Here is a 13,563-nt window from a genome sequence, read left to right on the forward strand (position 1 = left end):
GATCAGTTCTTCCCAGGAATGCCTAACCCAGGTGCAGCGGCGCATACAGCCGGGTGACATACGGCACCAGCACCAGGGCCACCACGAAGTTGAATAGAGCGGCCGCGATCTTGAGAAACCCGGACGGCTCGGGATGATCGCCGAAATCGTTGGTGTATCTCGGCCCGGACAGAAAGCACAGCACCGGCAGGATGATCACGCCGATCAGCGGAAAAGCCAGCACCATCGACCATTTCCCCGGGCAATTCAAATCCTGCAGCCGCCCCCTGGAAAGGCGGAAGAACAAGTACCCCACCGGTGCCGCAACGACCCACAATACATAGCTTGCATAGTCCCGGTCGATCCTTCCCGGAAGGAAGCCATAGCTGTAGACGGCGATCATTGCCAGGCACCAGGCATTGACCGCCATGGACATGAACAGCAGGTAACTCCCGGCACCAACTCTGTAACCCATCTTCCATCCCCTCAATGGAATCCTGCTTCCAGCGCAAACGCTCAGCTTCCGCGTGAATTCGACACCCTACTCTGAGCATCGCGAATGATGTTGTAAACCCTGCGCACCTCTTCGACCAGATCGAAAGCCGGCGACAATTTCTTGCTCGTGCCCGGCCATGCGGTACCCGCCCAAGCCGCGGCCATGGGACCGGTCGGTCCGAACGTGATGGTGCCGCTGCGATCGCCGCGCTCAGTCAAAAGCATCTCGTTGAGACCTTGCAACGAGATGCTTTTGACCTCGCGATTCATCAGGCCGCCCAGAATGATCACCCGCTGGTCGGTGACGCCATAGTAGGTCCGCGCGCGGAGGTAGCTGTCGACAAAGAAGCGCCCGACGATGATGTAGATGCCGATCAGCACGAACGGCATGCCCCACAGCGAGAAGAAGAACGGCGCGCCTTTCGTGGTAACCGCCCCCTCCCAGAAAAAAGCGAACCCGCCCCACATCAAACTGAACGGTACCATGAAAATATCCGACTGCCGGAAGCGCAGCCCCTGGCGCGGCATGCCGCTCCACAGCAGGCGCTCGCCGCGCCCAAGCTCAGGCCGCAGCTCGGTTTCGCAATTGTTCACGCTCTCACTTCTCCACATTCAAAAACGGAATCGGCGCCCCCGCGTAAATCGCCGCCGGCAGCACCCCGTTCCAGCGGTCCGCCTTGGTCTGCTCCACCTCGATGCGGCGCAGCTCCAGCACGTCCTTGGCCTGCGTCAGCGCCGCGTTCTGCACCTTCAGCGCATCGGCCTGGGCGGTGGCGATCTTCAGGTTGGCGTAGGCATCGCCATCCGCCTTGGCCCGCACCGCGCTCGCTTCCGCCTCGGCGATGGCCACTTTCTGCTTCTGCTCGGCTTCCACCGTGAGCAGCTTGTTCTCCGCCACCAGGCGCAACTGCTCCTGCGTCACCTTCTCGTTGATCGCCGCCATGTAGGAGGGCGAGAAGGCGAAGCCGCGCATGTCGATGCTGATCACCTGGGCGCCGTAGACGGCCAGCTTGGTGCGCAGGGCATCGTTGATGTCCGCCGACACCTTGGCGCGCTCGGCGATCAGGTCCGGCGCGCTGTAGCGCGCGGTGACGGCCTTGAAGATCTCCTGCGTGGCGGTCTGCACATAGGAGGAGAGATCGCCGTTGTGGCTGTACTTCTCGTACACCTCCGCGACCTTGTCGGTGGCGATGGAGTAGCGCACCGTCAGGCTCACCTTGACCGGCTGCGTATCCGAGGTGCTGCCCTCGGCATCCTCGATGTCCGCCTGCTCGGCGCGGATGCTGAACACGCTTAGCTTCTTCCACGGCGGCAGCACCACCAGCCCCTCGTCCTCGATGCCGGTGATCTTGCCGAAGGTGGTGACCACGCCGCGGTTGCCGGTGGGCACCGTGTAGAACGGCCACAGCACCAGGAAGGCGACGGCAATCGCCAGCACCACCGCGACCAGGCGCACCACCTTCCCCGACTTTACAAAATCGACCATGGAAAAACTCCCTGTATTGTCCCTTGGATACTACAACGGCGAGGCGAGTGGCGACGTCCACCGGTTCACATTTGCAGGCGCTGCCGCGGCGCGCCCGCGTGGCCCAAACCCGCCGCGCCCACGCAGCGGCTTGACCGGCCTGTATCCGCCGTACATCATTGTTCCAGGGAATTTCTCGACATCCAGGAACCGGCCGGCAGTGCTGCGCTGAGCCCGGCGGGACACCCTGTTCATCGGACTCAAGCGAACCGCCGCTTCCGTCCATCGACCGGAGACAACGCTGGGCACATTGCGAAGCAGGCGCGGATGAAGGCACCACGAACCGTGGTACTCGCCAACCCGTATGCCATCGGCGACACCGTCATGATGCTGCCGCTGGCGGGCGCCATCAGGCGCCATTGGCCGGACGTGAAGCTGTATTTCGCCGGCTTGCAGCTGCAACTGGTGCAGGCCTGCGAATTCTTCGACGGCGTCATCGACAGCCGGGAACTCATCGCCGACCCCCAGATCCTGAAGCGGATGGGGACGGACGTCTTCCTCAACCCGTTCGCCTGCAACGACATGGCCCGCGTGGCTTTTGCCGCGCGCGTGCCGATCCGCGTCGGCAACCTGTTCCGCCGCCGCTCGGCGGCGTTCTACAACCGTTTCGTGGCCTACGGCGACACCGGGCACGCGCACATGCTGGGCTTTTCCCTGCGGCATGTGAAGGCGCTCGGCGTGCCGATCTATCCCCTGCCGTCCGACCCGCGCGCGCTGTTCGGCCTGACGCGCGTCGGCCCGCCGCCGGAACACCTGAAGCAGCAGCTCGACCCCGACCGCTTCAACCTGATCCTGCACCCGAAATCCGGCGGCTCCGGACGCGAGTGGCCGCCCGAGTACTATCTGGAACTGGTGCGTACGCTCGGCAAGACCAACCAGTTCAAGCTGTTCCTCACCGGATCGGAGAAGGAGCGCCAGGCCGTCGAACGGGAGTGTCCGCAGCTTCTGCAAAGCGAATCGATCACCAACGTCATGGGCGCGCTGTCGCTGGGCGAACTGGTGTCGTTCATCAACGTCGCCGACGGCCTGCTGGCCAGCGGCACCGGCCCGCTGCACATCGCCGCCGCGCTCGGGCGCCACGCCATGGGCATCTACGCCACCGGCCCCACCCTGGATCCCACCTCGTGGCGGCCCGTCGGCCCCTACGCCCGCACCATCAGCTCACCCGGCCGCTGCAAGCCCGGATCGCAAACCTGCCCCAAGAAAACCGGGCCGCCCTGCAACTGCACCCGGGCACTGCAACCGGACGAAGTCATCAGCCGCCTGGTGATGCCGGTGTTGCAGCGCGGGGCCGGCGAACTGCGCTGGAGCGAGTTGCCGGGAAGCGATATCAGGCTGGCACTCTAGCAGGGCCGCGCCCGCCCGGCCCTGCGGCTGCGATAATCGCCGGGCGCCACGCCCGCCTCGCGGCGGAACGAGCGGGCAAAGTTGGACATATCGGTGTACCCCAGTTCGTGGGCAATATGGGTGATCGTCAGGCGCCCGTCGTCCAGCAATTCCAGCGCCTTCTCGTGGCGCGTGCGATTCGACAGCGCGCGGAAACTCTCCCCCTCCTTTTTCAGGTAGCGATCCAGCGTGCGGGGAGACAGGTTCAGGGTTTGCGCCAGTTCGGTCAGGCCGGGCCAGCCGTCGCTGGCTTCGCGCAGCATCATCCGCATCCAGTCGCCCACCTTGCCCTGCGCGATGGCGCCGCGAATCTGCTCGTTGCAGCGTCTCTCCGCCATCTGCACCGCGCCAAGGTCCGCGAGCGCCGGCGTGCGCTGCGCCACGGCGGCCGGAAACTGCATCCGCAATCCAGGCCGTGACTGCCATCCGAAATGGCAGCGCGCCTCGACCAGCTCGTTGTAGCGCTCTTTGTGCGGCGGCGCGGCGATGGACAGGTACAGCTCGTAGTCCGGCATCTGGTTCTTCAGCAGCTCCCGGATCTCCCAGTGCAGCGCCACCGCGATGGCCTCCAGGTGAAACTGCAGGCAGCTCCTGCTCATCGGCAGCACCGGCAGGATCTCGATCTCCGCCAGTTCGGCATCGACGCGGAAGCGCATGCGGAAACTCGGCATGATCAGCCGGAAGTAACGCGCCGCCAGCGTCATGGCGTAACCGACCGTGGGACTGCTGAGCATGCCGTAGCCGACGATGCTGTGAGAGCTCAGCTTCAGCGCGCGGCCCAGATCGTGGCATTGATCCTGCCGCCGCGTCAGCCGGAACATCTCATCCAGCAGCATCTCCACCTGGTTGAGCCGGAGCACCGCATCCGGCGCCCTTACGGCGGCCGGGCGAATGCGCGCCGCCTTGAGCAGGGCGGAAACATTCACCCCATCCTGCCCCAGCAGCTCGCACAGGCGCGCATAGTAGCGCGCAGGCACCTCGGGGCTCTTCGCGGCCATGCCCAGGCTCCAGGGGAACGAGACCCTACTGTCTGAAAATGACCGATGATTGTCAAGAAATGACTTGGCCCGGCTTCCGCTTCCCGGCGAAAGTGCCTATGCGCCACCAATCAAAGCCGGCGCAAGAACGTACACCACGGAGGACACCGAACATGACGACCCAAAGCATCACCAACGACGCAGCGGTCCAATGGGCTGACGGCAAGCGTCTGCTGTGGCTGTTGAGCCCGGCCATTCCCCTGGCCGCCCTCGCCTTCCAGGTGCTGGCGATCGCCACCGGATATGGCCTGTGGTGCTGGGCGATGCCCGTGCTGTTCTACGGCATCATCCCCCTGTTCGACCACTTGATCGGCGTCGATCGCGTCAACGCGCCGGAATCGGCGGTGGCCCAGCTCGAAGGCGACCGCTACTACCGCGCCATCGTCTACGCCTACGTGCCGACGCAATTCGTGGTCACCGTCCTCGGCGCCTGGATGGCCGTCCGCGGCGGATTCGCCTGGTGGGAGATCCTCGGCCTGGTGGTCAGCACAGGCATGATCAACGGCATCGGCATCAACACAGCGCACGAGTTGGGGCACAAGACCAACAGCCTGGATCGCTGGCTGGCCAAGCTGACGCTCGCGCCGGTCGCCTACGGCCACTTCTTCGTCGAGCACAACAAGGGTCACCACAAGAACGTCGCCACCCCGGACGATCCCGCCAGCTCGCGCATGGGTGAAACCTTCTGGGCGTTCCTGCCGCGCACCGTGAGCGGCAGCCTGCAATCCGCCTGGGGCATCGAGAAGGAACGCCTGGCGCGCAGCGGCAAGAGCGTCTTCAGCGGCGACAACGAAAACCTCCAGGCCTGGGCCATGACCGTGATCCTGTTCGGCGCGGTGAGCCTGTGGCTGGGCTGGATCGCCCTCGCCTTCCTCCTGGCCCAGGCGTTCTACGGCGCCGCCCTGCTCGAAGTCATCAACTACATCGAGCACTACGGCCTGCTGCGCGCCAAGGACGCCAGAACCGGGCGCTACGAGCGCTGCGCGCCGGCCCATTCCTGGAACAGCAACCACGTCGTGACCAACCTCGTGCTGTACCAGTTGCAGCGCCACTCCGACCACCACGCCAACCCGACGCGCCGCTTCCAGGCCCTGCGCCACTTCGACGAAAGCCCGCAGCTGCCCTCCGGCTATGCCTCGATGCTGCTGCTGGCCTACTTCCCGCCCCTGTGGTTCCGGCAGATGGACCCGCTGGTCGTCCAGCACTACAAGGGCGACCTGACCCGCGCCAACCTCTACGCCGCCAAGCGCGAAAGCCTGCTCAACCGCTGGCAGGGCAAGACCCTCGACGACGGCCAACCCAGCCTCTACCCGCTCGGCCAGGAAGCCGCGCAGCAGCAGCCCCCCGGGGGCGAAGCCGCACGCTACCAGTGCACCGACTGCGGCTACATCTACGACGAGCGCAAGGGCTGCGAACACGAAGGCTTCGCCCCCGGCACCCGCTGGTCGCAGATCCCCGACGACTGGACCTGCCCCGACTGCGCCGTGCGCGACAAGCTCGACTTCATCCGCCTCGGTGCGGTCGAAGCCGCCTGAGCACCGGCCACGCCGTCCCCCTGCAAAGCCGATCTTTCCACGGCGCCCCGTCCTGATCAGCAGGACGGGGCGGCCAGGTGATCTGGATCAATGCCCGGCTGACAAGGCGGTGATCTACTTGAAACATATGGGTAGAGGAGCCTCGTCATGCCGGATGCACCAAACATCGATTGCCGCAAGATCCTTCAATGGTGGCCGGCAGCCGTCGCCGCAATCCTGTCCCTGCCGACAGCGCCATGGGCGCAGCAGGCCGCCAACACGGCAGCCGGGCACGAACTCGCCCGGAGGTGGTGCGTCAGTTGCCATGTCGTCGACTCGGCGCAGACGGTGGCGACCGTCTCGGGTGCACCGACTTTTTCAGCCGTCGCGGCGATGCCATCGACGACGAAGCGAAGCCTGCACACGTTCCTGGCAACACCGCATCCGCCCATGCCCAACCATCAACTGTCCAACCGGCAGATCGATGACGTCACGGCTTATATCCTGAGCCTGAAACAGCAATAGGCGGCGCCCGCTCGTTGTTCACCGCCTTCATTGCGGGCTTGATATGCATCAATGTCCAGGCGCCCTGATCCACTTATGGTGAACTTGGCGCATATGCGCCATAGCCGGATTGGTGCGACAGTGATCGATCGCGATCCCGATGTTTCAGCCGTGGCGGCCATTCAGTTGCCCCCGCCGGCGAACGACTGCGACGTCTCGGTATTCACAGCCCTGAAGCACCGCAGGACCACGCGCGAGATCAGCTCGAAAGCCTTGTCCGCTCAACAGCTTTCCAACCTCCTGTGGGCCGCATGGGGCGTGAATCGCGAGGCCGGTCCGTTCGGGCAGCCCGGAAGAACCGCGGCCTCGGCCAGCAACTCACAGGAAATCGAACTCTTCGTCGCGCTCGCGGAGGCCGCTTACCTCTACGACGCTGTCGAACATCGCCTGAATCCCGTCGCCGCGGGGGATATTCGCTTCAGCGCCTTGACGCCGCACCAGCGCGGCGTCGACGCCAAGGCCCCCGTACAGCTGGTTTTCGTCGTGGACCTGCAGCGGCTGATTCACACCGCCGGATTCCAGGAACCCGGCTTGCAGGACCCGGAAGTCCAGAAATCCTACTACTACGTCGACGCCGGACTCATCGCGGAAAATGTCTACCTGTTCGCCGCCGCTTTCGCGATGGCCGCCTGGTTTCACAACTGCGACAGGGCCCGCCTTGCGCGGGAGCTTGGCCTGCGTACCAGCCAGAGGGTGCTGTTCGCCCAATCCGTCGGCTACCCGGCCTGAGGCGGTCTCGTAAAGCATCGTCGGATCACGGCAGCGCAATGCAATATCCAAAGATCGATCTCGTCATGTCGCTGCTCGACCACCTCGAGGCAATGGTGGCTTATTGGGACGAGAACGAGGTATGCCAGTTCGCCAACAACGCCTACCTGTACTGGTTCGGCAAGACGCGGGAGCAGATGGCCGGCATTACGCTTCGGCAGTTGCTCGGGCCCGAACTCTACGAGATGAACTCGCCATATCGCATCGCCGCCTATGCCGGACAGGTGCAGGTGTTCGAACGCACCTTGACCACGCAGCAGGGCAACATCCGTCACACCCTGGCGACCTATACGCCGCACATCGTCGATGGAAAGGTGCGGGGAATCTTCGTCCATGTGGCGGACGTGACGCCGCTCAAGCAGCTCGAAACCGAGCTGCGGCAGGCGAAAGAGAACGCCGAACGGCTGGCCACCCATGACTTCCTGACCGGGCTGCCGAACCGCGTGCTGCTGAATGACCGCATTCGCCAGGCGCTGGCGCTCGCCAAGCGCACCCAGAATCTCATCGCCGGCGCTACGCTCGACCTTGACGGATTCAAGCAGATCAACGACTCCCTGGGCCACGCCGCGGGAGACAAGCTGCTGATCGAGGTGGCTGGCCGCATCCGCCACGCGCTCAGGGATGTGGATACCGCGACCCGGCTGGGCGGGGACGAATTCTTCCTGCTGCTCCCGGACATCGAGACCCAGGCCCAGCTGGAAGGGCTGGCCACGCGCATCCTCGACGCGGTGCGGGCGCCGGTGGACCTGTGTGGCACCACCTTGCGGCCCTCGTGCAGCCTCGGCGTGGCCATCGCATCGGACAGGCACATCGCACCGGAGGCGCTGATCGAGGCATCCGACAAGGCGCTGTATGCAGCCAAGGCGCTCGGCAAGAACTGCTTTTCGATTTCGTACCTTCCCCCAGCCGCATGATCCAGGGCTTGCTCCAGGCGAAGGCCAGTGCCCGGTTGGTCCCTCCAGCGCCAGCGCTTGACCGGTTCCAGGATCCCAGCTTCGGGCCGTGCGGCGGCTCTGGAGAGCCCGATCCTGTCGATGGCTCCTGGATTCAGGGCAGCGGCGCGGCCCATCAGCGGGACTCCGCCATCCAGGCCTCGGCATCGGCGCCGGCCGCGATGCGCAGCGGAGACGAGGGGTCGGTCACCGCGCGCCACACCGCTTCGGCAACATCCTGCGCGTGGGTGACCGGGGAGGCGGCATCCATCATCCGCGCGACGGCAGTCTTCACGATGCCGGCATAAGCCTCGTGATCGAACCCGAGCATGTGGGGACGCGCGTTGTCGCCGAAGCGCGTCTCGGGTGAGCGGCCCGGCAGCACCAGGCGCATGCGCACGCCGAACGGCTCGAGCTCCAGCGCCATCGACTCGGTGAACGCGTTCACCGCCATCTTGCTCGCGCGGTACGCGCCGATCAGCGGCAGCACCTTCAGCGTCACGCTCGAAGTGACGTTCACGACGACGCCGGCACGGCGCTGCCGGAACCGGGGCACCACCGCCTGCGTCATCGCGATCGTGCCGAAGGTGTTGGTCTCGAACACCTCGCGCACCGTCGTCATGGGCGTGAGTTCGGCCGGGGAAGCCGCACCGAAGCCGGCGTTGTTGACCAGCGCGTCGATCGCGCCCGCGGCGGCCACGCACCGGCGGATGCTCTCCGCATCGGTCACATCGAGCGCGAGCACGCGCAGGCGATCGGAAGGCGGCAGCACATCGTTGCGCGGCGTGCGCATGGTGGCGATGACCTGCCAGCCGCGGGCCAGGAAATGGCGGGCGGTCTCCAGGCCGAAGCCGGACGAACAGCCGGTGATCAGAACGGTATTCATGGGATGTCCTTGATTGGGGTGGGATTGCGAGGGCCACACGGTAGCCCGCCAGGACCGAACTAACTACAATCCAAAGTCCATATTTCTTTCGCGGGAGTCCGGCCATGATCGATCCGCTGGCCGAGGTGGTCACACTGCTCCAGCCCCGCGCGCGCTTCTTCAAGCGGGTACTCGGCGCCAGCCCCTGGCGTGTCAGGCGCTCGGATGCCGGCCAACCCTTCTATTGCGCGGTCCTCGAAGGCGGATGCCGCATCGTCATCGACGGCCACGAGCCGATCGAGCTCCGGTCCGGCGATTTCACCCTGATCCCTTCGACCGACAGCATCGCCCTGTCCAGCCTCGAAGCGCCGCCGGCGGGCATCGGGACGGCAGCGCCCGTTGCCCTGGGCAATGGGGAATTCAGGATCGGCGCAGAGGATGGCCCGATCGACACCCGCATGCTGGTGGGCCATTGCGACTTCGGTTCGCCGGACGCATCCCTGCTGATCTCACTGCTGCCGCAGCTCGTGCATGTCCGCGGTGAACAGCGCCTGGCCACGCTCATGCAGCTGATACGCGAGGAATCCAGCGCGCAGCGGCCCGCGCGCGACGTCGTGCTCGCGCGGCTGCTGGAAGTGCTGCTGATCGAGGCGCTGCGCTCCACCGCGGGAACCCAAGCGTCGCCGGGCTTGGTGCGCGGGCTCGCGGACAGCCGCCTCGCGGCCGCACTCCGCGCTTTGCACGACCGTCCGGCGCACGCCTGGACCGTCGCCGAACTGGCCAGGGAAGCTGCCCTTTCACGCTCGACGTTTTTCGAGCGCTTCAACCGCGCGGTGGGCACCGCCCCCATGGAATACCTGCTCGCCTGGCGCATGGCCCTGGCCAAGGACCTGCTGCGCCGCGGCGAAGGCCGCATCGTCGAGATCGCGGAACGCGTCGGCTACAGCTCCGCCAGCACCTTCAGCGTTGCGTTCGCCCGCCAAGTCGGTGTGCCGCCGGCGCGCTATGCGCGGGAGCAGACGGAGCCGCGGGCGATCGCCGCGGAAGCCGCCCTCGATGCGCAGGGCATCTGAGGAAAAAGGGCACCCTCAGCGCAGCGCGAAGCGCTTCATCAGGATGCGGTCGAGCGCAGCCGTGGGCAGCAGGGCCTTCAACAGCGGCAGCAGGCGGCTCAGCGGCCCGATGCGCACCACCGGCGCCGGCCTGGCGGAGAGCAGGACATCCGCGAGGCGGCTTGAAAACAATTCGGCGGCGATGGCGTGCCGCTGCGAGGCCTGCGCCCGGTCCGCCACCACTGCATCCTGCGCCGCATACCAGGAAGCCGCGGCGCGCGGCGGGCTCTGCCGCACGGCCGTGTCGCCGAAGCTCGAGCGGACCGCGCCGGCCAGCACGCTCACCACGTGGATGCCGAATGGCGCGAGCTCCATGCGCAGCACGTCGGACAAGGCATTGACCGCCGACTTGGACGCGCAGTAGGCGCCCGCGAAAGGCGTTGCCACTTCGCCCGATACGCTGCCGATGTTGGCGATGACGCCCCGCCCCTGGGCGCGCATCAGCGGTGCCGCCAGTTGCGCCAGTACCAGCGGCGCAACGGTGTTGGTCTGGAGCTGGGCGTTGAGATCGGCGGCGGACAGGTCCATCAGCGGCGCCATCAGGCCGTAGCCGGCGTTGTTGATCAACACGTCGAGGCGTCCGTAGCGCTCCCGGATGCGGGCCATCACGGCGCCCGCCTGCGCCGCATCGGTGACATCCAGCTCCATGCAGTCCGCCGCCGGCGCCAGCCGCGACAGCGCCTCGCGCCGGCGCGCGGTGGCGACGACGCGGCAGCCGCGCCGCGCGAACTCCTGCGCCAGGGCCAGGCCGATGCCCGAGGAGCATCCGGTGATCAGGACGACGGGGCCGCTCGGAGTGGTGTCGGGCATCGCGTGCTTTTCCAATGGTGACGAATCAGAACTGGTACTTGAGGAAGAACTGCGCATAGTCGCGGTCGCTCATGGTGTTGTAGACGCCGCCGCCGAAGAACCAGGTATAGCCCAGGTTCAGCGACAGGCTGGATTCGTAGCGGATCTCCAGCATCAGGTCCACCTGCTTGCGGCCCGCGACGAAGTTGCCGCCCGGTCCGGGCGAGGTGCCCTGCACATCATGCGACCAGATCAGGGAGGGATGCAGGCCCACGCGGGGCAGCACGTTTTCGTAGCTGAACAGGCCGATCACGCGGTAGCCCCAGGAGAACGGATCCGGAAAGCCCCGCGGGTCCTGCTGGTGCGGATTGAAGCGGATGCCGTCCGCGCCCAGGCTGCACGAGGCGTTGGTGGAGCAGGCCTGGCGCGAGCCATCGGCGCCCGACCCGTCCGCGCCGGCGCTGGCGTGGTAGTACACGCCCGGCGCCTGGAACTGCAGCTGGTCCAGGGCCGGCATGTAGGGCACATAGGTCGCGCCCCATTCCGTCACCAGGATGATCTGGTCGGCGCCGAAGGGGTTGTCGCTGGCGCCGAACACGCGCGTGCTGCCCAGGTTGAATTCATAGACCTGCTCGCGCTCGTAGCCGCGGATGTAGCAGGCGATGCCGGGGTGGTAGTCGGCGTCCGCCATGCCCGTGGGGCAGCCTGGGTTGTCGCCGACGCGGCCGCCGCGGAACGGGATCACGAAGCTGGGAAAGGCGCGCGCCGAACCGGGCACATGGCCGATGCCGACGTTGACGATATCCGGAAACGCCGCATGCCCCGGAGCCGCGATGAAATCGCTGGAGCCGTAGTTCACCGTGCTGCCGTCCGCCGCGTAGCCGATGCCGATGTCGGCCAGCGCCGCCGAACCGCCGCAGTGCGTCGCCTCGTCGTGGCAGGCGGTGAGCGTGGGGCCGAACGCGCCGAAGGCCAGATCCGTCAGCGCCACCTGCAGGGGCAGGTTCGGGCGGTAGGCCACCTCGCCCTGGATCGAGTACGCGCCCACCGTGGTGTTGAAGCTCAGGCCGTAGAGCTGGATGTTGCGCGGGTACTCGAGCTGGAAGCGCGCGCTGTCCAGCGGTGCCGCGCTGTCGGTGGCGTACTGCGCCGGCTCGTTCGGGTGCAGCAGCGAATGCGCGAACGGGATGTCCGGACAGTCCAGCAGGAACGAGACGAGGTCGGTGGCGTCGTTGCCGCGGCTGTTGCCCGCCTTGCGCGCGCAGCTTGGGTTGGCGGCGTAGAAGCTGCCGATCGGCAGGCGCGAGTGGTAGTTCATGAAATACAGGCCCACGTCCAGCCCGTTGCCGATGTCCTCGAAGTTGTGCTTGAGCGCAAGGCCGAACTGGCCGGCGGCGTTGGGCTTTGCGTCCGGCATGCGCCGCAGCGTCGAGGTGGTGTTGGACAGGCCCGCCAGCGGCGAGTCCAGCGGCGTGCCCTTGCGCGCGGGGTCCTCGGCCACCTCGCCGAAGTTGCCACTGGTGGTGTCGCCGATGTTGCCGGTGCCGATATCCAGGTCCGAGAAATAGCTGCCCGGCGCGGCGATCTCCACGCCCTTCCATTCCAGCTGGTAGAAAGCCTCGATGTTGTAATCGTCCACCGGCTCGAAACTCAGGTCCAGCATCGCCACCGGCGTGAACACCTCGTCGATCTGCCGGCCGACGCGGTTGTAGTTGTTGACGTCGATCGGGTTGGCCTGGTTGATGCTGTTGACCACCAGCGTGGTGCTCTCGCCCCAGCCCACCACCTGGCGTCCCAGCTTGATGGTCAAAGCCTTGTCGTTCCACAGCGGCAGCGCGCCGGTGACGTAGGCGTCCAGCCATTGCAGGTTGCTGCCGATCTGGCGCCCCTCCTCGCCGCCAGCGCGCCGGTTGCGGACCACGCCGCCGGGACCGTAGACGATGGTGGTGCCGTTCGGCCCCGGCTGGCCGTAGGGGCGCGCGTTGAGCAGCAGCCCGCCGATCTCGAAGGGGTTGGCGATCAGTGCCGTCGGATTGCCCAGGTCTTGCAACAGATTCTGCACGGCACCGGCCGCCAGACCCGGCGTCTGCCGCCCGACCTGCAGGTAGTTGTCGGCGGTGATGCGGTCGGGATGGTATTCGGTGAAGTCCTGATTGACCGGGTCATTGAAGTACAACCAGCGCGTGAAGAACTTCAGGCCCTTCCACGACAGGGTCCAGTCCTGCGTGACCTTGGCCACCGCCGACACCAGGTCGCCCTTGTTGTAATTGAGGTCGCCGTCGTCGTCGTTGTTCGAGGGCGCGCCCGGCGCGGCGACGAGACGCTGCGCCGGAAACAGCTGCTTGCGGAACAAGCCCTGGCAGGATTGGTAGGCGCCGTTCGGCCCGGAGCAGAGCTGCGGATCCAGGTTCGCCTTGCCGACCAGGTTCTGCGACTGGCTCTCCATGCGCACCGCGCCGCCGGCCGTGACCGTCGTGTTCACCGCCGCCTCCAGATCGGCGCCGCCGAGCGGGAATTCCCAGCTGGCGGAGCGCGCCATGGCGGACGCCAGCAGCAGCGCGCCGCCGATGCAGACCAACCCCAAGCGTTTCATGTTC

General features: G+C 66.3%; 13 protein-coding genes. 6 read left to right on the forward strand and 7 right to left on the reverse strand.

The annotated features are described in order from the left end of the window. Positions 1–22: 22 nt before the first annotated feature. From BP26_RS28355 to BP26_RS0107400, 3 genes are read right to left on the reverse strand one after another with little or no spacing between them, the layout of a single operon-like run. Positions 23–454 (reverse strand): DUF805 domain-containing protein, encoded by a 432-nt coding sequence (locus BP26_RS28355; RefSeq protein ID WP_084182894.1) that lies wholly within the window; start codon positions 452–454, stop codon positions 23–25. Positions 455–495: 41 nt separating this feature from the next. After that, positions 496–1,068: a hypothetical protein gene (locus BP26_RS0107395; protein WP_051748560.1), complete on the reverse strand. Its 573-nt coding sequence runs from the start codon at positions 1,066–1,068 to the stop codon at positions 496–498. 4 nt (positions 1,069–1,072) lie between these two features. Then, entirely contained in the window at positions 1,073–1,960 is an 888-nt protein-coding gene (locus BP26_RS0107400; protein ID WP_029919938.1) for a prohibitin family protein, read from the reverse strand. 306 nt (positions 1,961–2,266) lie between these two features. Here BP26_RS0107400 and BP26_RS0107405 point away from each other — a divergent pair, with 306 nt between their 5' ends. Continuing rightward, positions 2,267–3,346: a glycosyltransferase family 9 protein gene (locus BP26_RS0107405; RefSeq protein WP_029919939.1), complete on the forward strand. Its 1,080-nt coding sequence runs from the start codon at positions 2,267–2,269 to the stop codon at positions 3,344–3,346. On the opposite strand, the gene BP26_RS0107410 is transcribed toward BP26_RS0107405, so the two are convergent. Next, on the reverse strand, positions 3,343–4,383 hold the full coding sequence (locus BP26_RS0107410) for a helix-turn-helix transcriptional regulator (protein ID WP_029919940.1): 1,041 nt from the start codon (positions 4,381–4,383) through the stop codon (positions 3,343–3,345). The two genes, BP26_RS0107405 and BP26_RS0107410, sit on opposite strands and share 4 nt — an antisense overlap. Before the next feature lie 152 nt (positions 4,384–4,535). Between BP26_RS0107410 and BP26_RS31045 the strand changes: the two genes are divergently transcribed. From BP26_RS31045 to BP26_RS0107430, 4 genes are all read left to right on the forward strand, one after another. After that, entirely contained in the window at positions 4,536–5,957 is a 1,422-nt protein-coding gene (locus BP26_RS31045; RefSeq protein WP_029919941.1) for a fatty acid desaturase, read from the forward strand. Positions 5,958–6,104: 147 nt separating this feature from the next. Next, positions 6,105–6,461, forward strand: coding sequence for a c-type cytochrome (locus tag BP26_RS0107420; protein ID WP_051748562.1), 357 nt, complete (start codon positions 6,105–6,107; stop codon positions 6,459–6,461). A 120-nt stretch (positions 6,462–6,581) separates the two neighbouring features. Then, positions 6,582–7,229: a nitroreductase family protein gene (locus BP26_RS0107425; RefSeq protein ID WP_051748564.1), complete on the forward strand. Its 648-nt coding sequence runs from the start codon at positions 6,582–6,584 to the stop codon at positions 7,227–7,229. Positions 7,230–7,267: 38 nt separating this feature from the next. Continuing rightward, complete coding sequence (locus BP26_RS0107430; protein WP_029919944.1) at positions 7,268–8,182, forward strand: GGDEF domain-containing protein; 915 nt, start codon at positions 7,268–7,270, stop codon at positions 8,180–8,182. 154 nt (positions 8,183–8,336) lie between these two features. On the opposite strand, the gene BP26_RS0107435 is transcribed toward BP26_RS0107430, so the two are convergent. Continuing rightward, the gene (locus tag BP26_RS0107435; RefSeq protein ID WP_029919945.1) at positions 8,337–9,086 is read right to left on the reverse strand and encodes an SDR family oxidoreductase; all 750 of its coding nucleotides are present in this window, start codon (positions 9,084–9,086) and stop codon (positions 8,337–8,339) included. Positions 9,087–9,190: 104 nt separating this feature from the next. On the opposite strand from BP26_RS0107435, the gene BP26_RS0107440 reads away from it, so the two are divergent. Further along, entirely contained in the window at positions 9,191–10,138 is a 948-nt protein-coding gene (locus BP26_RS0107440) for an AraC family transcriptional regulator (RefSeq protein WP_051748567.1), read from the forward strand. Positions 10,139–10,153: 15 nt separating this feature from the next. Here BP26_RS0107440 and BP26_RS0107445 read toward each other — a convergent pair whose 3' ends face one another. Next, positions 10,154–10,987 carry an SDR family oxidoreductase gene (locus tag BP26_RS0107445; RefSeq protein WP_029919947.1) on the reverse strand — a complete coding sequence of 278 codons (834 nt, stop codon included), beginning with the start codon at positions 10,985–10,987 and terminating at the stop codon, positions 10,154–10,156. Positions 10,988–11,012: 25 nt separating this feature from the next. Continuing rightward, a complete protein-coding gene (locus BP26_RS0107450) occupies positions 11,013–13,559 on the reverse strand; it encodes a DUF1302 domain-containing protein (RefSeq protein WP_029919948.1) in 2,547 nt (848 codons plus the stop codon). Positions 13,560–13,563: the final 4 nt, after the last annotated feature.

It is taken from the genome of Nevskia soli DSM 19509, assembly GCF_000711955.1.
GTDB lineage: Bacteria > Pseudomonadota > Gammaproteobacteria > Nevskiales > Nevskiaceae > Nevskia > Nevskia soli.